The sequence below is a fragment of the Dokdonia sp. genome (assembly GCF_039945015.1).
Taxonomy (GTDB): Bacteria; Bacteroidota; Bacteroidia; order Flavobacteriales; family Flavobacteriaceae; genus Dokdonia.
Genome location: NZ_JBDUXP010000012.1, coordinates 347,460 through 370,963, shown reverse-complemented (window position 1 = coordinate 370,963; position 23,504 = coordinate 347,460). Strand labels below are relative to the sequence as shown.

At 34.3% G+C, this 23,504-nt stretch carries 7 protein-coding genes; all 7 read left to right on the top strand.

Features of this window, described 5'->3' with window-relative positions; genetic code table 11:
• On the top strand, positions 1–1,847 hold a 1,847-nt coding region (locus ABJD27_RS10500; protein ID WP_348202035.1), incomplete at its 5' end, for a T9SS type A sorting domain-containing protein.
• Positions 1,848–2,211: 364 nt separating this feature from the next.
• Positions 2,212–4,029, top strand: coding sequence for a BspA family leucine-rich repeat surface protein (locus tag ABJD27_RS10495; RefSeq protein WP_348162554.1), 1,818 nt, complete (start codon positions 2,212–2,214; stop codon positions 4,027–4,029).
• Positions 4,030–4,370: 341 nt separating this feature from the next.
• The gene (locus ABJD27_RS10490) at positions 4,371–5,300 is read left to right on the top strand and encodes a BspA family leucine-rich repeat surface protein (protein WP_348162556.1); all 930 of its coding nucleotides are present in this window, start codon (positions 4,371–4,373) and stop codon (positions 5,298–5,300) included.
• 114 nt (positions 5,301–5,414) lie between these two features.
• On the top strand, positions 5,415–7,241 hold the full coding sequence (locus tag ABJD27_RS10485; protein WP_348162557.1) for an ATP-binding protein: 1,827 nt from the start codon (positions 5,415–5,417) through the stop codon (positions 7,239–7,241).
• Positions 7,238–9,286: a sensor histidine kinase gene (locus ABJD27_RS10480; protein WP_348162559.1), complete on the top strand. Its 2,049-nt coding sequence runs from the start codon at positions 7,238–7,240 to the stop codon at positions 9,284–9,286. The genes ABJD27_RS10485 and ABJD27_RS10480 overlap by 4 nt, the downstream gene beginning before the upstream one ends.
• Positions 9,287–10,154: 868 nt before the next feature.
• Positions 10,155–13,598 (top strand): BspA family leucine-rich repeat surface protein, encoded by a 3,444-nt coding sequence (locus tag ABJD27_RS10475; protein WP_348162561.1) that lies wholly within the window; start codon positions 10,155–10,157, stop codon positions 13,596–13,598.
• Between the two features lie 307 nt (positions 13,599–13,905).
• Positions 13,906–23,400 (top strand): BspA family leucine-rich repeat surface protein, encoded by a 9,495-nt coding sequence (locus ABJD27_RS10470; RefSeq protein ID WP_348162563.1) that lies wholly within the window; start codon positions 13,906–13,908, stop codon positions 23,398–23,400.
• Positions 23,401–23,504: the final 104 nt, after the last annotated feature.

Genomic DNA, 23,504 nt, shown 5'->3' with positions numbered 1-23,504 from the left:
TTTCTACTGGTGATCTTTACGATAACACAGCCACTATTGTTGATGCTTCTAGTTTTAACACAACGCCAACGCTCGCAGGAACCTTTGGTAGTATTAATCCAATACGTCTTTCTGTAGATTGTGATAATCACACTACTTGGGATGGGACTTCTTGGAACAATGGTGCTCCAGATGCTACTTATCTAGCTATTATTAATGGAGCGTATGATACAACTACAGATGGAAATATTGTAGCCTGTGAGCTTATCATAAATGATAGTTTTGCACTTACAATTCGTGATAATGAATATGTAGACATTGTAAATAACATTACTATTGAAGGAACATTAACAGTCACTAATATGGGAAGTGTTGTACAAAGGAGTGATGATGCTATTGTTACTAATAATGGATCTATATCGGTAGCGAAAATTACTCCTACCCTAGACGATCGTAATTTTGTTGCGATGAGTAGTCCTGTAACTTCAGAAAACAGAGATAGAGTCTATGGAAATTCAAGAGCTGTCTTTAGTATTATCCCTAGTAATTTCGTGCCTTTTGATATTGACTTAATGGTATTCCCAGAGTTTACTGGAGCTGAAAACTTCCTTGATGATGATAATGATTACTTATTACCTGTAACTGGGAGTGCAGTATTACCTGATGCAGGTATTGGACAACTGGTGTTCCCCCAACCAGAGCCAAACGTAGGTGATGGAGCGTATACGATTACCTATACACAAAATGCTATGAATCCTGGTACATTAAACTCAGGAACTATTTCGGTGCCTATTAACTACAATGGACCAGCTACAATTAACAACTATAATTTATTAGGAAATCCATATGCATCGGCTATTGATGTAGAAGCATTTATCAATGCTAACGATGCCGTAAATGAAGTATACTATTGGGATCACTTAACCAACCCAACATCTGATTTACCAGGTTTTGGAACCAGTAATTTCTCTATGAATGATATCTCGATGCGTAACACAATGATGGGAGTAGCGGCTGTCAATGGAGGAACGGCACCTGGGCAGTTTATGGCTTCTGGGCAAGGATTTGGAATCAAAGCAGATCAAACGGAAATGACCAATAATACTCCTGTTGTCTTTACCAATGGTATTCGTGTCGCTGGAAATAATGATGGATTTAGAAATTCAGAAAATAGTGAGATAGATAAACTATGGTTAAACCTTACTACCAATTCTTTTGATGAAGCTGTATCACAAACCGGCATCGGATTTACATCTAATGCAACAGCTGGATTTGACAAAGGATATGATAGTAAACGATTAGGAACATTCCTTTCTTTATTTACAAATCTAGATGGAGAGTATCTTGCTATCCAAGGAAGAGAAGCGTTTGATCCATCGATAGAACTTACACTAGGATTTGCGACTTCTGTAGAAACAGAGGAAAATTACACCATTAGTATAGATCATTTTGAAGGTGTCAATCTTGAAAATGTACCTGTATTTTTAATTGATCATTTAAATAATACCATCACAAATTTAAAAGAAAGCAATTATTCATTTGTAGCTACAAGTGGTATTCAATCTGAGCGTTTTACGGTTATATTCCAAGAACGTGATGTATTAAATACAGATGAAGTTAGCTTTCGCGAAAGCGTAACCCTCTACCCTAACCCAGCTACAGATCAAGTAATACTGAGTTACCAAGGGACAAAACAATTACAACAAGTAATCATTACAGATGTTAATGGAAAACGTGTAAAAACAATTAGCTTGAAGAATTTTAATAGTTCACAAAGCATCCAAACCAGTGAACTAGCAAGAGGCATGTATTTTATGCAAATTCAATCGGATAGTGAGACTACAGTACAAAAATTGATAATTAAATAGGTTGGTTAACATACTATAGATGATGAGAAAGGAGGCAGAATTGCCTCCTTTCTGTATTAAGACTATATACGTACCAATACTTAAATAATACGTACTGGCTCGTATTTCATGCTCAAACATAACATAATATCTTTATAACCATCAAGTTAAGGGTAATGTAGCCCTGATGCTCATAGATTAATTAAACTAGTTATGTTAATCGTGAGAAGTGTGGTGCTATAGATTTGGGAGAAGGGAGCTGTAACAAGCTCCCTTCTTGTTATAGTTCTCTCTCAGTACGTACTAATACTTAAATAATACGTACTGTCTCGTATTTTATAAGTAATACAACAATCATAATTTTCGCTTACTTAAAAAACTAATAATGAAAACAATTGCCCTCATTTTATTTAGCAGTCTTTTAATGCTGTTGTTTACAAATAAAATCAATGCACAAGGTCCACCTCTTCCAGGGCTTAGACCTTTTGTTTTTAAAGTAAAAACAGATCATATGGGTGACTCTGAGGATAATCAATTTACAATACCTACATTTAGTGAAGAAACCTATGAGTATGAGGTAGATTGGAATTATGATGGCAATCTTTTTATTCCTGAAAATACTGGAATTACTGGTTCCATTACACATAGTTATGAAGAAGCTGGAACATATACGATAGCAATCCGTGGGGCTTTTCGACGTATTTATTTTAATAATGCTGGAGATCGTTTAAAGATTATTGAAATTACTCAATGGGGAACAAACTTTTGGACTTCTATGGAAAATGCTTTTCTTGGGTGTTCAAACTTAGATATTACTGCAACAGATACTCCTTATTTGGATGATGTAATTTCTTTGGAAAGCATGTTTGGTAGCTGCCATAGTTTAATAGGCACAGAAAGTTTTAATGACTGGGATGTGAGTCATATTACAAATATGAAACATTTATTTACAGACTCTTCATTCAACAGTCTAATTAATGATTGGGATGTGAGTCAGGTAACAGATATGACTGGAATGTTTGCTAACAATCCAAACTTTAACCAACCACTTGATGATTGGATTGTTAGTAATGTTACAAACATGTATGCAATGTTTAATAGTGCTCTAGCTTTTAATCAAGATCTTACCAATTGGGATGTATCTAATGTAGAACACATGAATTATATGTTTGGTCATTCTCCAAATTTTAATGGCGATATTTCAGGATGGAATGTGAGTCAGGTAACTGATATGCCTGGAATGTTCTGGTCTGCAACAGCATTTGATCAAAATCTGGGAGATTGGGATCTTACGAATGTTACTAATATGCAATGGATGTTTCGTGGCGCAAACATGTCAACTACAAATTATGATAATACTCTTATTGGTTGGGCTACTGATAACAGCGGTGAAAACAATGAGGAGGATGATATTCCAACGGGTATTATTTTTCATGGAGGAAGTAGTCAATATTGTGATAGTCAAACTAAAAGACAAGAATTGATAGAAATTTATGGATGGACAATTGATGATGGACTACAACATCCCAATTGTGGGAATATTACACTCAATTTGAAAGTTTACTTACAAGGAGCTATAACCAATCCTATTACTGGAGGAGAAAATTTAATGCGAGATGATTTACGCACTGCCAATCTTATCCCCACAGAAACACCATATACTGATGATGCTACTATAGATATGTCTGTATTTGATACCAATGGAAGTGATGCCATCGTAGATTGGATATGGGTAGAATTACGAGATGCAACCGACCACAATATCATAATCAACGCTCAGTCTGCATTATTACAACGAGATGGGGATATTGTTGCTATAGATGGAACCTCAGAATTAAGCTTTACAAATGATTCTAAAGATTATTATATCGCTGTAAAACATCGTAATCATTTAGGAATATTAACCGTTAACACCGTAGCACTTTCAGTTGATAGTACTTTTATTGACCTTAGTTCAAATACTACGGCAGTTACTGGAGGGGAGTTAGCACTGAGAGATATGAACAATGGGATTTTTGCCATGTATGCTGGTGATGCAAATACTGATGGTAACATCTTGAATACCGATATTACCAATGTAATCTCAACCTCTGGAAACATAAATACCTATTCCGGAGCAGACATAAATATGGATGGCAATATCCTTAATACAGACATCGCGCTCTTTATCCAACTTAATGCAGGGCGTATTCAACAATTTTAAATAGTAACATCTTGAGGTTTTTCAAATAGATGATCTGTGTACATACGCTTTCGCGAAAGCGTATACTAAATCTGTAGAAGTAATACATTAAAAAAAACAGGACGCCCATAGCACATAAAGCCTTAGTCTACAAATGATTAGATAATACGTTTTTTCTTAAATAAAAGCTGTTGGTATAATTAGGAGGGATAAAAATTGGAAGCAACAGCTCTAACCTCTTTGTCACTTGGCAGAGAGGTTTCTTTTTAATAGAAATCATTTAACTATATTAATATTGATAGCACAATAAGGAGTAGAACAAAGATTATTTTGATTATATTCCTTTAAAGAAATATAGTGTTTTGAAAAAATTACCCCCATTCCTAATTATATTGTTTTTTTTAAACACTACTATTCTTGCTCAAGAATTTCAGAAAGAACAAAGTAACGATACTTTACAAAGTCTTGAACGTGTTTATAAGCAAGCAGAAAATGACTCTGTTAAATTTTTTAGTTTACTAAAACTTAGTAGATATAAAACGCAGCGAGGTTTCAGCAATGCAGAACAACATCTAGATGAAGCGCTTGCAATTTATAATACTCAAAAACATACAATAGATGCTGTATATCTAGGCGATATTTATAGGTTATACGCTACTTTAAATAGTAATCAAGGAAACTATACAGAATCATTAGCTTTTAATCGACCCCTAAACAATTGGAATGTAAGTAGTGTTTCCGGTATTAATTATATGTTTTTTGAAGCTCAAGCATTTAATCAGCCTTTAGATAATTGGGATGTAAGTAATGTAACGAGCATGGCTAGTATGTTTGAAAGTTGTCAAGCGTTTGATCAAAATATAGGAGGCTGGGATATTAGTAGCGTTGTAAGTGTTAGTAATTTTGATGGTTTAAATAATATGTTTAGATCGGCTGGAATCTCTAGAGTAAATTATGACAATACACTAATTGGTTGGAATACTTTAGATAGCGAAGAAACACGAATCCCTGTAGATATTCAATTTAATGGAGGAAACAGTAATTATTGTTTAAGTGAAACTGCCCGCCAAAATTTAATAGATTCATCCAATTGGATAATTACTGATGGCGATTTATCTTGCCCAATTGGAGATGTGATCGTTCCACATGTTGTAGATCTATCACAAACTAATGCCGCAACAACACTTATAAATGGAGGTTTACAAACAGGAACATTAACAGGTGTGTATAGTGATACAATCCCTGCTGGAACCATCATAAGTCAACTTATATACGTAGTACCACGTATATAATACGTACTGTCGCGTATATTGTGGCCAATAATTAGATAATACCTTGCTTTCAATTAAATATACATTCAAAGAATCAATTGAAAGAATTTGTATTTTTAAAATCTAAATACTTCTATGTATAAAGGCATATTAAAATATCATTATATCATTTGGTTTTTAATATGTGCGATATTTTCTGCTCAAACCCCGTCTATTGACCTGCAATCAACAAAAGAAATACGGCAAATTATAGCATACAATCATAAAACCGAAGTAATAGACAAAACAACACTTGAAGAAAAAATTAAAAATTACTATCGAGGTCTTAATTTTATACATCAAGTAACAGATAGTTTACAAATTGCTTTTCACAAATCCTATATGGGGGTACTCTCTTTCAATAGTATGACTCAAGAATCTACTAAAAATGCAAAAAAAATAATTGCTATACTTGAAAAAAGAAACTCTGATGATCTATCAAGGGATGATGCATTAATGAAAGAAGCTTACGCAGGATTAGCTACAAACTATATTGGACTCCAACAACATGATAGTACTGTGTGGGCGTATAAAAAACTAATTGAAATAGACCTCAAGAAACCCAAAACAATAGATCCCTTAGCTGCTATAAATAACTTAGGATATCATTATTATAATCGTAAAAAATATGATTCTGCTTTATTCTATCTATCCCAGAAAAAAGACTATGAAGACATCCTGCCTTTACATGGGGAATTTGCTTGGAGCTTATATGATAATATTGCATTGGTATGCAGGGAGTTAGACCGATTCCCTGAAGCAAAAATGCTATTCATTAAAAATTATGATTTTTACGCTCATAAAGAATTAGACAATAGAAAGAAAGAACGCCGTTTCCGTGCTGGTTTACAATGGGCCGATATAGAAATACGACAAGGAAATTTTGTAAAAGCACAGCAACTTATTTCTGATATCGAGAAGAATTTAAATAAAGAAACTAATTATACTAGATATACGGAATCAGTATTGCTTCTTATCAAAACAAAAAAAGTTTATGCAGAAGCTACAAAAAACTATAAGGAGGCTAACCAATTAACTATAAACTACCACCATCTTAAGGATAGTCTTAATACAGTAAAAATCATTCAGCAACAAAAAGACATTACTTTACTGAGTAATGCAGCCTTAAATAATGCGGCTGAAACATTAAAAAAAGAACAACTAATTATAGCTATTGAAAAAGAAAATCTACAACAAAAAACTGCTAAAATTTATTGGTTACTCATCATTGGTTTTTTAGTTTCTTTATTGGTTTCTGGATATATTCTCTATAAGAGAAAACAACTATTCTCAAAAAAAACGCAAGAACTCCAAACGCAATATGCGCAGAGTCTTATCAAGAATCAAGAAGAAGAACGCATTCGTGTCTCTCAAGAATTACACAATAGTGTAGGACAAAAACTCGTATTATTATCTAAAAAAGCAATAGCTCTAGAGGATAAAAGTGCACAAGATCTTGCAGGAAATGTATTGGAAGAATTACGAAGTATTTCCCGAAACTTACACCCTATAATATTAACCAACTTAGGACTTACCAAAGCGATAGAGTCTCTAGTAAATGATATTGATGCAAAAACTTCGACTTTCTTTACCCATGAAATTAACCTTATAGATCATCTATTCTCTAAGGAATCAACACTTCACTTATATCGAATCGTACAAGAATTACTTACTAATTTAGTCACACACGCTTTCGCGAAAGCTGCCTCAGTAACCATAACACATAAAGAAGATTGTGTAGAAATCAGTATTAAAGATAATGGCAAAGGGTTTGATACAACAGCAGGTAAAGAAAAGTATGGTTTAGGATTAAGAACCATTTTGGAACGTGTCAAAATTTTAGGCGCTGAAATACATCTGAATAGCACTCTAAATAAAGGCACTACTACCATACTAAATATCCCTCTACAAAAAATATCATGAAAAATATCTCCTTTTATCTACTACTCCTGCATTCTCTTTTTACATTTTCTCAGGAAGATTTACTTCAAAAAATTGATAACCTCCAAAAGAAAATTATTCAATCCCAAGGCATTTCTAAGCCAGACCAAATGGATAGTTTATATCAATATACTAAAGAAGAAAAAGAACAGGTAAACTATACAATTATAAAAGAACAGATAAACTATGCAATTACCATAGATACCATACCATTAGCAATTTCATATGCTAAAGATCATATCTCTTACCTAATAGAAGAATTAGGGCAATATAAGGAAGCTATTAATTTTTATGAGTTCTTTAAAGAAAGAAAAATAGATATCACCAATTTAGACCAAAACAGCTTAAAATTATTAGCACAACTTCAATTATCTGTAGGAGATGCTTACTATTATTCTAGTAAAATCAAGGAAACCATCTATTTTTATGAAAAAGCAGAATGGTTTGCCCTAAAAGCAAAAGATACAGCTATGCATTTGCAAGCCAAATATTACAAAGGTTCTTCACAGGCAGATATTGGGGAATATATTCTGGCATCTCAAGCATTTAAAGAAAGTGCTGAAATCGCTCGAAAAAGTAAGGATAGCGTACAGCATTCTAATGCTCAAAATGGTTTAGCAAATATTTATAGTAGAATGGGTTTTTTTAAAGAAGCAAAAGTACTTAGAGATGAAGTTACAGCTCTTAATAATCATATGCACACCTACAATCCTAAAGCAGCGCACAGACCCCTATTTACGGCACTATACAATGCTTCTATTGATGCTGAAAAACAAGGAAATCAGACTTTGAGAATTCAGCTTTTAAAAGAATCTCTAACACATGAGAATGAGATTAAGAATACTACTGTTAACAAACAAAAAACAATATGTGGTTTATTGAGAGCTTATTCAGAAATAGGTGATATACCTAAGGCAAAATATTATTATGATGAAATTCAAAAAGCCTTTATAACACAAAAAATTCTTATTGACATTCCTACATATGGAGAAGCTCTTATCATTTATTACATTGCTATAAAAGATTTTGAAAATGCTAAAATAACAGCTAGAAAACAGCTAGAACTTCTTAAAAAATCTAAAAACACCACTGGAATATTTGAGACTAAAGAAAAGTTAGCTGAAATATACAAAGCATTAGGTGATATTGAAACTTCATATACTTATTATGAAGAAGCCATTAAGTTAAAAGATTCTACCCAAAATGTGCAAAAGGCGCAAGCTTTGGCTTATTATCAAACTTTATATGAAACTGAAAAAAGAGATTTTAAAATAACTGCTCAACAAAATGAGATAGTAGTATTAGATCAGAAAAATAAGGTAAAACAACAATGGATCTTCTTTGGTGGATTGAGTTTACTAGCATTATTTACTATCATTTACTTAATACGCTCCAGAAATTTTACACGTACAAAACAAATATTACAAGAACAGTTTTCACAAAATCTTATTAGTGAACAAGAAAAGGAACGCACTCGTCTTGCACGTGAATTACACGATAGCGTAGGGCAAAAACTAATGCTACTCTCCAAAAAAACAGAAATTTCAGGTGACCAAAGTGCACAAATCCTCGCTGCAAATACCCTCCAAGAATTGCGAAGTATTTCTAGAAGTTTACATCCAGCTATGTTAGAAAATTTAGGACTTACTAAAGCCATAGAATCATTAATTAATGAAGTGGATGCTAATACATCCTTATTCTTCACACACCAGATAGATCCTATAGACCACCTACTCCCTAAAGAAACGACACTACACTTCTATAGAATTATGCAAGAAATATTGAGTAATATGGTAAAGCATGCCGATGCAAAAACGGCTTCCATTACGATTACTCATAAAGAAAATATAATAGAAGCCGTTATAAAAGACAATGGAAAAGGCTTTGACTTCTCACAACAACTCAAAAAACAAACAAGCTTAGGGATGAAAACCTTAGTAGAACGCACTAAAATTATTAACTCCAAAATAGATATTTATAGCACTCCTAATGTGGGTACAAAAATTTACCTCAACATTCCTATATAGTCCTTAAAATATAGTACCAACTATACTCCTAATATTTGTATTCCTTCAGTTTTTTTTCAAGCGTGTAAGAACTACAACTCAAATAACACAAATCACTTCTAAGTTTTTATACTTCCAAAGTACATTCTTGCAGGTAGGCAAGTTCACGATCGCAGGGAGGGCAGAGCGTTAAAGTATATACATTTCAAACAAAACCTCCAAAAACAATTTTAAATCTAACATTCAGTATTATAATTAGTGAATTTATTATTTCAATGGTATTAATACATTTTATTCACAACACATTTTTTAAATGTACTTTACTACGTACCACCACTTATATATTACGTATTACTTCGTATTTCATACGTGAAGAAATCAAAATATATTGCACTTGATAAAATTACAAACATACTAAGCTAGTTAAAACAAGCTTAATATTTACGTATTCAATTTCATAAAAATCTATAGCACTACATTGTTAATTTAGATTAGGGACTTTTGGTTTAGTAAGATGTGCTATAGATTCTAAAAAGGAGGCAGTATTGCCTCCTTTTTATCTATTTATAAGGATGATAATCATATGATCATGGAGGACTATCTACATAACTATAAGGAGGTTTAAGCTACCCTAAACACAGATATTGTTCTCATCATTCAACCCAACAGCACTATTAATCTACCTGTATATGTAACCTATACTATGAATTCATTATAAATGATATAATGCTTAGTATGCTTTCGCGAAAGCACATAAAAACACCTCAGTATATACCTAATTATCAATCAAATACACATAAATACGTATTACTACTTATAGAATACGTACTACCTCGTATTCCATACAAATCTAAGTCATCATACTTTGTACTCGTTAAAAACGATTGTGATGAAAGCAAATACCTCATTAATAAGTCTACTATTTACAATACTTTTTCTAAGCACTTCAAATAGCAATGCTCAAGATGAATTTATTACTAAATGGACCACACCAATAGATAACCAAGAAATTACCTTTCCGTTATATTTTAGTTCTGGCACACTCACAATTGATTGGGGAGATGGAACTGTTGAATCCAATTTAGGGGAAGCACCAACACATACCTATACTACCGCAGGAACCTATACAGTAACTGTCTTAGACGGACATATTGATCGTATTCGTTTTACTTTTGCTGGCAGCAGTAATGGCTTTATTGTAGATGTAATGCAATGGGGAACCAATGCTTGGACCTCTATGGAAGGTGCTTTTTCGGGTTGTACTAATTTAGATGTTTCAGCTCCAGACGCGCCCAATTTATCAAACGTCACCAGAACTCCTCTTATGTTTTTTGATTGCTCTTCCCTAGTAGGAACACTTGCTTTCAATACTTGGGATACAAGTACGATAAAAGATACGTTTTCAATGTTTGAGCGTTGTGACTTATTCAATCAAGATCTAGATACTTGGGATGTTTCTAATGTAACAGAAATGCGAAATATGTTTTCTGAAGCGTTTATTTTTAATGGAAATATTTCTACATGGAATGTCAGTAGTGCTGTTTTAATGTCTAATATGTTTTATAGAGCTAGAGCTTTTAATCAACCACTAAACAATTGGAATGTAAGTAATGTGACTACTATGGGTAGTATGTTTAATGACGCTAGAGCTTTTAATCAACCACTAAACAATTGGAATGTAAGTAGTGTGACCAATATGAGAGCTATGTTTCAACGTACAGAAAACTTTAATCAACCTATAAATAATTGGAATCTAAGCAATGTAACGAATATTAATTATATGTTTTTTCAAGCTCAAGCATTTAATCAGCCTTTAGACAATTGGGATGTCAGTAATGTGACGAACATGGCTAGTATGTTTGAAAGTTGTCAGACGTTTGATCAAAATATAGGAAACTGGGATATTAGTAGCGTTGTAAGTGTTAGTAATTTTGATGGTTTAAATAATATGTTTAGATCGGCTGGAATCTCTAGAGTAAATTATGACAATACACTCATTGGCTGGAATACTTTAGATACAGCAGCAGGCGAAACACAAATTCCTGCTGGTATTCAATTTCATGGAGGAAACAGTAATTATTGTTTAAGTGAAACTGCCCGACAAAATTTAATAGATACATCCAATTGGATAATTACTGATGGCGATTTATCTTGCCCAATTGGAGATGTGATCGTTCCAAATGTTGTAAGTTTATCACAAACTGATGCCGCAACAACACTAACAAATGAGGGCTTACTAACAGGAATACTTACAGGTGTATATAGTGATACAATACCTGCTGGAACCGTCATAAGTCAAGATCCAATAGCAGGTACATCTGTTGTGTTTGGTAGTTCTGTAAACTTGGTGGTTTCTTTAGGAACAATCACTCCGGAAAATTATTTTACAACGACATGGAAAACCGATAACTCGGGGACTTCTGATGATAACTCAATAGAAATCCCAACTACAGGAAATGGATATAATTATTTTGTAGATTGGGGAGACGGCACCATACTCGGCTATTCAGGAAATGCCACACATACCTACGCAAGTCCAGGAACGTATACGGTTTCTATAACAGGTAACTTTCCAAGAATATATTTTGATAACGGAGGCGATAAAAATAAAATTTTAACCATAGAACAATGGGGGAATATTCAATGGTCTTCTATGGAAGCTGCTTTTCATGGTTGCTCCAATTTAAATATTACCAATCCAGCTATTGACACACCTGATCTTTCTATGGTAACTAGCATGGAAGATATATTTTACGATTGCGCTTCTTTTAATGGAGATGTAACCAATTGGAATGTAAGCAACGTTGAAATTTTTGATGAAGCTTTTGGGTATTGTGATATTTTCAATCAACCCATTGGCGGATGGAATATGAGCAGTGCTACAAGTCTATATTATATGTTTTATGAAGCCTATGATTTTAATCAACCATTAAACAATTGGAATGTTTCAAGTGTAACAAATATGGAAGGTGTATTTTCAGATGCAGAGATATTTAATCAAGATTTGAACAGTTGGAATGTATCTAGTGTAATAAGCATGGATGAACTATTTTATGCTGCCGAAGCATTTAACGGAAATATTTCATCTTGGAATGTCAGTAATGTAGAAAACATGGAAGAAATGTTTGATTCGGCTTATGCATTTGATCAAGATATCAGTAATTGGAATGTCAGTAATGTAGAAAACATGGAAGATATGTTTGATGGCGCACTAGTATTTAATCAAGATATCAGTAATTGGAATGTTGGTAACGTTACCGATATGTCCAATATGTTTTCAGGAGCAGATGCCTTTAATCAAGATATTAGTGGTTGGGATGTTAGCAGTGTAACTACCATGGCAGATATGTTTAGAGGTGCAGATGTTTTTGATCAGAATTTAGGAAGTTGGGATATTGGTAATATTGTAGATACAGGTTCTAGCTCTTCTGGATTAAGAAATATGTTTGGTTCAGGACCTAGCGGAATACGTCTTTCTCTTGCCAATTACGACAATACATTAATTGGCTGGAATACAGATGATAGTGGCGATCCTAACGATGGATTTGATGACATTCCCAAGGATATTATATTTGGTGGAGGAAAAAGTAATTACTGTAATAGTGAATTAGAAAGACAAGATTTAATTGACACCTACGGTTGGTCTATTAGTGATAACGGAAAAGACTGTCCACTTCAATTTCAAGTAAAAGTATATTTACAAGGCGCTTCTACCAATCCAAACCCAGGAGAAGAAAGCTTAATGCGAGATGATTTACGAGTAGCAAATTTAGTGCCTACAATATCACCATATGATGGATTAATGTGTGATGTAACAGTATTTGACACTACAGGACCTAATGCTGTTGTTGATTGGGTTTTTGTAGAATTGCGTGATGCTATCAATAGCGATATTGTTATTGAAGGAAAATCAGCTCTTTTATTACGTAATGGTTCTATTGTTGATATCGATGGTATAAGCCCTCTTTCATTTTTTCAGACGTTTGGAGATTATCATGTCGCTATAACACATCGTAATCATTTAGGAGTTATGACTGCCGCTACAGTGTCTCTTTCTGATGCAGCAATTACTCTTGATCTTAGTTCAGATAGCAACGTTGCTACTGGAGGTACACTTGCTCTTACAGACATGGGTAATGGTATATTTGCTATATATGCAGGTGATGTAGATGCAGATGGAAGTATCCTAAATACAGATATATCTAATGCTATATCTAACTCTGGAGATATTAATATATACTCTGGAGCAGATACAGATATGGATGGAAATATCCTAAACACAGATATTGCCCTTATCATTCAACTGAATGCAGGGCAGGTACAGCAATTTTAATCTAGTTCGTATTGATAAAATGAGATAACTAATTATAGTTATAATCAAATGTAGGTTGCGTACGCTTTTGCGAAAGCGAACCTGTAAGATTCGCAAAAGCAGGGAGAGCAAAGCATTAAAACGTATTAAGGATACACTTTTCAAAAGTTATTCATTAAAAGACAAAATTCGTAACACATTTATTAACAATGCTTTAAATACATATTGTATTATTCATATACGTACTATCACTTACACAATACGTATTACCTCGTATTACATACATAAGAAGGTCTTAATAAATTGCACCTATCTAATAAACAATGCCATGAGAGCAAATACCCCACTCCTAGCAATATTTTTTATAGCCCTAGGCAATATTTTCTTAAGTCACGCACAGTGCTCCGATATTTCTCAAAATGTTGGAGGCTTACCTTTTGGTCTAAACCCTACTATTTATGCGCTAGGAAATACATTTACACCTACTTGTACAGATAATTTGAGAGGAGTAACATTCTATTTTAAACCTCAACCCCCTATCGCTGATGAAACACCCGTAACCGTAGAGTTGCATCAAGATCCTTTTGGTAATAACGGTGGTCCAACATTATTAGAATCCATTACCCAAGTTATTCCACTTTTACAAGAAGATTATTCTGTTTTTTTTGATTTAACAAGTTCTGTAACAGCGGGTGTGGAATATAGTATACGTATCGTGAGAGGTGATCAGAATGTAATAGTATCTCATTCTAGAAGTAACCCATACTCAAATGGGCGTTTTTTTAAAAATGATTTTGACACCTATGGTTTTGGTGTGCCACCAGATTATGCATCTACTGACGACTGGGATTTAAGATTTCAAATTCATTATTCAGATGATACTCCTCCAATTGCTCTTTGTAAAAATATTACAAGATTTTTAGACGCTAACAATACAGTAACTATAGAAGCTATTGCTATTGATAATGGTTCTTCTGATACTAACTCAACAATTACGTACAGTATCTCTCAAGATACATTTGACTGTTCTGATGTAGGAGAAAATATGATAATCTTAACTATTGAGGATGAAGCTGGAAATACAGCAACTTGCGAAGCCATTGTAACAATCATAGATACGGTAGATCCTGTATTAACTTGCCCCAGTAATATCATAGTATATCCAGATGTAGGTGCACCAGCAATAGTAAATTACGATCAACCGCTAGCTATAGAAGAATGTGCTATAGCAGCACCTGATGGCTTTGATTTTTTAGGTCCCTATGATGGTAAAAATTATTTCGTATCACAAACTCCTTTAGTGCCAAGTGAGGCTTTTACAAATGCAGAATCTCTTGGAGGATATCTAGCTACTATTGTAGATACAGATCACAACACTATGCTTTTAACAGCATTAGTAAATAATGGTATCACACAAGAAACGGTAATGATTGGATTTAATGATGTTGACATTGAAGGTACTTTTAAATGGCATAGTGGATCAAGCTCAAATTATAGTAATTGGATTTCTGGTGAACCTAATAACTCTGGAGCAGGAGAAGATTATACCCAATTTAGAACTGATGGAACTTGGAACGATATAAATAATGCTACACCTAGAAATTATATTTTAGAATTATCTCCTGAGGTTATACAAACTGCTGGTTTTGCATCTGGAACCGAATTTCCAGATGGTGAAACCATAAATACATTTCAAACTACAGATGCTAGTGGTAATGAAGGTGAATGCTCATTTACTGTAACAGTAAAGCGAAATGTAACTCCAGAAGTAGTTTGTCAAAATCCTACAAAACAATTTACCGATCTAAGTGAAATAACGATAGCACCTAATGAATTAGATGGCGGAAGTACTGCCAATGTATTACTTATTGAAAGTAACGAATTTATTGTAGAGGTAACGGCAGATAGCCCAGAAGATCAGATGCTAAATGTTCCTGGTGTCCCAAATAATGGTATCTGGAATTATCAAGAATTTGCATTTATGGTACCCAATACAGGATCATATACTTTTACTATGTCTGGTGATTCTGGTTCAAACTTTAATTTGTGGGATAGCCCAATCATTCCTAATTCTGGTATATTCCATCAAAGACCCAATTATATTTCTGGTGCTACGTTTTATGCAAATGGTAACCTGCTAGCAGGGAATAGAACCCATACTTTAAACGCAGGACAAGTATATTATATATCACTCATAGGTTTAGATCCTGGAGATTTATTTTCTGGAACATTACAAATTAATAATGCTATATATGGTAGCCTTTCAAAATATATTACTGACCCTTGTTCACTAGGAGGATCTATTGCAGAAACACTATATGCGGTTAGTTATACTGGTGATGTAGAAAGTTGTGTTTCTACAATTACTTTAGATGATGTAAACAATCTATGCAGCCCTTTTATTACCGAATGGGAAACCACGACATCTAATGAAATAATTACATTTCCAATTACAACTAATACTGGCACCTTATCTATAGATTGGGGAGATGGTACTATAGAAAACGGTTTAAATAACAACCCTGCGCACAGTTACGCAAACCCAGGAACCTATACGGTACAAGCATACGGAGACATTAGTACTGTACATTTTAATGATACAGGTAGCAAATTAAATATTATTGATATAACCCAATGGGGAACTATTAAATGGAGTACTATGGAAAACGCCTTTAAAGGATGCGAGAACTTAGATGTTTCGGCTACCGATGCTCCCAATCTTACACAAGTTACAAACCTCTCTTATATGTTTTTTGGTTGTGAGTCTTTAGAAGGAAATAGTTCATTTAATGATTGGAATGTAAGCAGCGTAGAGAATATGACTTATATGTTTAGTGGGGCCGAATTATTTAATCAGCCTATTGGCAATTGGAATGTTGAGCAAGTAACCGAAATGACTAATATGTTTTTCAGTGCCTTGGCTTTCAATCAACCCATTGGCAATTGGAACGTCGGTCAAGTTACTGATATGTATGCTATGTTCAATACTGCTGAGTCCTTCAATCAAAATCTAAACAACTGGAATACGAGTAATGTTCAAATTATGTCCTTAACATTTTATGGTGCTACAGCCTTTAATGGAAATATAGGCAATTGGAATGTTGAGCAAGTAACCGAAATGAAATCGATGTTTGTTCGAGCTGAATCATTTAATCAAAATATTAGTAGCTGGAATACTGGCAATGCTACAGAAATGGACCATATGTTCTTGGAAGCCATAAATTTTGATCAAAATATTGGTAGTTGGAACACGAGTCAGGTATTCAATATGGAAGGTATGTTTCAACAAGCCACCTCCTTCAATCAAGATATTGGTAATTGGAATACCAGTCAGGTAACCGACATGGGTTGGATGTTTAAAGATGCAACTCTGTTCAACCAAAATTTAGAGGCATGGGATGTATCTGCCGTTAATCGTGCTACTGAAATGCTGGAAGGCACCTCTCTTTCATCTACTAATTATGATAATTTGTTAATAGGATGGAGTCAATTAAACCTTCAAAATATGGTGTCTTTTGGAGTAGATGCTACCTATTGTTTTGGACGTGAAGGAAAAACCATCATGGAAAATACCTTTAACTGGAGTATAGACGATGAAGAAGAAGATTGTGGCGATGTATTTATAACGAAGTGGGAAACTAGTACTGCTAATGAAACTATTACTATACCTATTAATGCAGCAGCATACACGTACGATTATATAGTTGATTGGGGTGATGGAACTGTAGAATTAGGAGTGACAACAGATGCTGTACACAACTATGTAACACCAGGAGAACATACTGTTAAAATTAAAGGTCTTTTCCCAATCATTTATTTTAACAATTCAGGGGATAGATTAAAACTAAACGAAATAGTTCAATGGGGAAACAACCCTTGGGCAAGTATGGAATTCGCCTTCTATGGTTGTGAAAATTTAATTATCGCTGCAACAGACGCACCCAATTTATCAAATGTAACCAACATGGAAGCGATGTTACGAAAATCAGGGAATGAAGACAACATCAATCTATGGGCGGATATTTCGCACTGGGATGTAAGTACTATTCAAGATATGTCTTCGCTCTTTAGGAATACCTATTTCAACCAAAATATTTCTACTTGGAATGTCAGCAATGTAATAGACATGAAGCGTATGTTTCAAGAAAATAGCCAATTTAATCAAGATATCTCTTCTTGGAATGTTAGCAACGTAGAAAATATGTTTGCTATGCTCTATTTTGCTATAAACTTTAATCAAGACATTGCTGTATGGAACGTAAGTAAGGTGGAAAATATGAGATGGATGTTACGAAATACGGCTTTTAACCATAATCTAGGATCTTGGGATATTTCGTCTGTTACTCATATGGGAGATATGCTTAAAAATAGTTTACTTTCTACAGAAAATTATGATCACACGTTAATAGGCTGGGCAACAGACTCTAGTGGCATGGTTGGTGATGGTAACGATGATGTTCCAACAAATATAGAACTTGGTACAAACAGTAGTTACTGTTTAGCAGAAATTCAAAGGACTTTGTTAATAACACCTATTATAAATGGTGGCTATAATTGGGTAATTGATGATAATGATATAGCTCCCACCTGTAATGTAGATAATAGTATCCTTTCTTTTACATTACCAGAAGAAATTGAAACAGCAGAAATCGACGAAAATAATAGTACGGTTAACATAAGAGTGCTTCTTAGTGCAAATCTAACAGCATTGACTCCTACTATTATAATATCAGAAGGTGCAACGATTAGTCCTAACACCAATACCACACAAGACTTTACAAATCCGTTTATATATATAGTAACTTCTGAAAATGGTAGAGTACGACAATGGACAGTTACTGTAACACGCATGCCAGAAATTACAACTGCAACTACAGTCGATGTACTAGAAAATCAAACTGCAGTTATAGATGTTGATACTACTGATCCAGAAGGTGAAACGGAAGGTAATGGACTCACCTATAGCCTTACTACTATAAATGGAGGCGTTGATAATGGGGGCTTTAACATCGATATAAATACAGGAGTGATTACGTTTATTAGTGCACCAGATTTTGAAAATCCAAATGATGATGATATTCAAAACGACTACGAACTACAGGTCACTGTGACCAATTCAAATGGTTTGTCAACTATACAAAATATTACGGTTACAGTAATAAATATTAATGAAACTAGTGCTATAGACGATACAGCTACTACAGATGAAGAAAATACAATAACTATTAATCTTGTTGTTAATGACATCGATGATGATGGCGATGATCTAACGATTCAATCAATAGACGACACAGGTTTATTGGGGCAGATAACTATAGAAGCAGACAATAAAAATGTTACGTATAATCCTAACGGAAATTTCGAATATCTAGGAGTTGGACAAACGGCTACAGAAACCTTTACGTATACAGTGACTGATGGTAATGGTGAAGAAGGTACGGCTACAGTAACCATCACTATTACAGGAGTAAATGACCCGGTTCAAGCTGTAGATGATCAAGAAACAACAGATGCTAATGCAATTGTGACCATTCAAGCTTTAGTAAATGACATTGATCTTGATGATGATGACTTAACCATTCAATCAGTAGATACTATTGGAAATATCGGTGGGGTAGTTACAGTTTCTCCGGAAGGTGATACTATCGCTTTTGATCCTAATGGAGATTTTGATCAACTTCCTTTAGGAGAAAGTGTTGCTATTACTTTTAACTATACAGTCACAGATGGTATTACTACAGATATCGCAACGGTAACCATTACAATAATAGGTGTGTCTACAGAAAGTCCTTTCATCTCTACTTGGACTGTTGGATCAGGTGAGTCCATAACTATTCCAACAAATGCCAATTATATATATAAGTATACTATTATTTGGGGAGATGGTGAAACGGAAATAGCAAGAACTGGTGATGCTGCGCATACCTATGTTACAGCGGGTACCTATAGTGTACAGATTATTGGAGATTTTCCAAAAATTGATTTTGATAATTCTTCACAAGCAAACAGAAATAAAATACAAGAGGTTACACAGTGGGGAGATGTAGAGTGGATCGCTATGGAAAACGCTTTCTATGGTTGTGGCAATTTAGATATTACAGCAAATGACACTCCGGATCTTTCGGGTGTAACAAGTGCAAAATCAATGTTTCAGAGCGCAACATCTTTAACAGGGTTAAACACCGATTTTAATTCTTGGGACGTATCTAATATTACAAATATGAGCTATATGTTTTCTGAAAGCTCATTTAATCAAGATATAAGCAATTGGAATGTGTCTAATGTTACAGATATGACATTTATGTTTGCTCAAAGTTCATTTAATAAAGATATAGGGAATTGGAATGTGTCTAGTGTTACAGGTATGGGTGGTATGTTTCGGAACAATTCCGAATTTAATCAAGATATAAGCAATTGGAATGTATCTAATGTTATAGGTCTTTCTGGTATGTTTCAAAATACTACATCTTTTAACCATAATCTAGGAAATTGGGATATATCTAGTGTTACCAATATGACATTTATGTTAGAGAACACAAATCTATCTACACAAAATTACGACAATACGTTAATAGGTTGGGCAACATTAGATGCTGGAGAAACCCTAATTCCAACTGGTATAGAACTTGATGCTAGCAGTAGCTATTGTTTAGCAGAAATTCAAAGGACTTTGTTAATAACACCTATTGTAAATGGTGGCTATAATTGGGTAATTAATGATAATAATCTAGATCCTAATTGTAATATAGATAATAGTATCCTCTCATTTGAGTTAGCAGAAGAAATTGAGCCAGCTAGCATTAATGAAAGTAGTAGTACCGTTACAACAACAGTACCTTTTGCTGTAGATGTAACGACATTGACACCAGATATTACCGTATCGACAAATGCAACAATCAGTCCAGACACTGGTATATCGCAAGACTTTACAAACCCAGTTATATATACGGTAACATCCGAAAACGGAAGAGAGCGTCAATGGACAATAACTGTGATACGCGCGCCTGGCATAACCAGTGCAACTACAGTTAATGCGGAAGAAAACCAAACGCTGGCTATAGATGTCGATACTACTGATCCAGAAGGAGACACCGAAGGTAACGGACTTACATATAGCTTTACTTCTCTTAATGGCGGAACTGATAACGGACTGTTCGATTTAGATACACATACTGGGATTATCACATTTTTAAGTGCGCCAAATTTTGAATTTCCAGAAGACAGTGATACGCAAAATGACTATGATATTCAAGTAACTGTTACAAATTCAAATGGTTTAACAGATGTAAAAAACATTACCGTTATAGTAACTAATGTCAATGAAATCGATGCCGTAGATGATACCCCTACCACGGATGAAGAAAATACCGTAACTACCAATCTCATTACCAATGATATTGATTTTGAAGGTAATGGTATAACAATTCAATCAATAAACGACACAGGTTTATTGGGACAGGTAACTATAGAGGCTGACAATAAAAATGTTACGTATAATCCTAATGGAAATTTTGAATACCTTGGAGTTGGACAAACGGCTACAGAAACCTTTACCTATACAATAACTGATGGTAATGGTGCAGAAGCTACAGCGACAGTAACCATCACTATTACTGGAGTAAACGACCCGGTTCAAGCTGTAAACGATAATGTGGCAACAATTGCTAATGAAACGATTACGATGTTGCTTCAGGCTAATGATATCGATATTGATGGCGATAACCTCAGCATCACCTCAGCAGATGACACTGGAGATATTGGCGGGATCGTGACAGTTTCTCCTACTGGTGATTTTGTAACGTTTGATCCTAACGGAGATTTTGACGATCTTCTTTTTGGAGAAAGTACGGATGTCACTTTCTCGTATACAGTAACAGATGGTCTTACTACAGATACAGGAACAGTAACTATTACTATAGTGTCTACAGAAAGTACGTTCACTACCACATGGGCTGTGGAAGCAGGGGGGGCTATTACTATCCCTGTCACTTCCAATTATGTATATGACTACGCTGTTATTTGGGGAGATGGAACATCGCAAACAGGGATTACTGGTGATGCTACTCATAGCTATGCCACATCTGGCACCTATACTGTAAAAATTCTTGGAACGTTTCCTGCTATTCATTTAGGAGTATCCGGAGGTAGAGATAATGCAGAGAAACTCCTTACCATAGAGCAATGGGGAGCTATTCAGTGGTTATCTATGGATAGCGCTTTTGAAGATGCTGAAAACTTAAATATTACTAACCCAGACATTGATACACCAAACCTTTCTAATGTAACTAGTATGAACGACATGTTCTACGATTGTGATTCTTTCAATGGAGATATCACCAATTGGGATGTAAGTAATGTACAAAGTTTTAATGAGATGTTTGGATACTGTTATAATTTCAATCAACCTATTGGTGTATGGAATATGAGCAGTGCAACAGATTTTTATTATATGTTTTATGAAGCCTCCATATTTAATCAACCATTAGACAATTGGGATGTGAGTAATGTGACCAATATGGAAGGTATGTTTTCATATGCATTAGCTTTTGATCAAAATTTAAATACTTGGAATGTTTCTAATGTAACTTCAATGGAAGAATTGTTCTATGGAGCTGAAGTGTTTAATGGCGATATTTCATCCTGGGATGTAAGTAATGTAGAAAACATGGAAGATATGTTTGAAGATGCTTATTTATTTAATCAAAATATAAGTACCTGGAATGTTTCTAAGGTTGAAAATATGGAAGATATGTTTTATGTTGCAGAAGCATTTAATCAAGATATAAGCAATTGGGATGTGAGTAATGTTACTAATATGTCCGATATGTTTAGGGCTGCTTATGCATTTGACCAAAACCTTGGGAATTGGGATTTGAGTAGCATTGTGGATACAGAAAGTTCTTCTTCAGGACTTAAACGTATGTTTGGACTCGGACCGACAGGGGGTAGTCTTTCTGTTTCAAATTATGATAGTACATTAATTGGCTGGAGTACAGATAGTAGTGGCATTCCTAATGATGGCATTGATGATATTCCTACGGGAATTAATTTTGGAGGCGGAAAAAATGAATACTGTAGTAGTGAATTAGAAAGACAAAACTTAATAGATACCTATGGATGGAGCATTTCAGACCAGGGTCTATATGCTAATTGTAATTTAGAAGTTCTGGTATCCCCAAAAGTGTATTTACAAGGTGCAAGTTTAAATTCTAATACAGGTGAAGAGACTTTAATGCGTGATGATTTACGAGTAGCAAATTTAGTACCTACAACATCACCATATGATGGATTAACGTGTGATGTAACAGTATTTGACACTACAGGACCCAATGCTGTTGTTGATTGGATTTTTGTAGAATTACGTGACCCTATCAATAACGATATCGTTATTGAAGGAAAATCAGCTCTTTTATTACGTAATGGCGCTATTGTTGATATCGATGGTATAAGCCCTCTTTTATTTTTTCAGTCGTTTGGAGATTATCATATAGCTATAACACATCGTAATCATTTAGGCGTTATGACTGCTACTACAGTGTCTCTTTCTAATATAGCAATTACTCTTGATTTTAGCTCAGATAGTAACATTGCTACTGGAGGTTCACTTGCTCTTACAGACATGGGTAATGGCATCTTTGCTATATATGCAGGTGATGTAGATGCTGATGGTAATATTCTCAATACAGACATATCTAATGCCATATCCAACTCTGGAGGAATTAATATATACGCTGGAGCTGATGTCAATATGGATGGAAATATCCTCAATGATGACATCGCGCTATTTATCCAACGCAATGCAGGACGTATTCAGCAATTTTAATAGAATTAAGCTTATATAACAAATTGTAGTAGTTGCAATTGAAGTAGCGTTTTGTACGCTTTCGCGAAAGCGTATTTAAGAATACACTTGTCAAGGGTTGATGA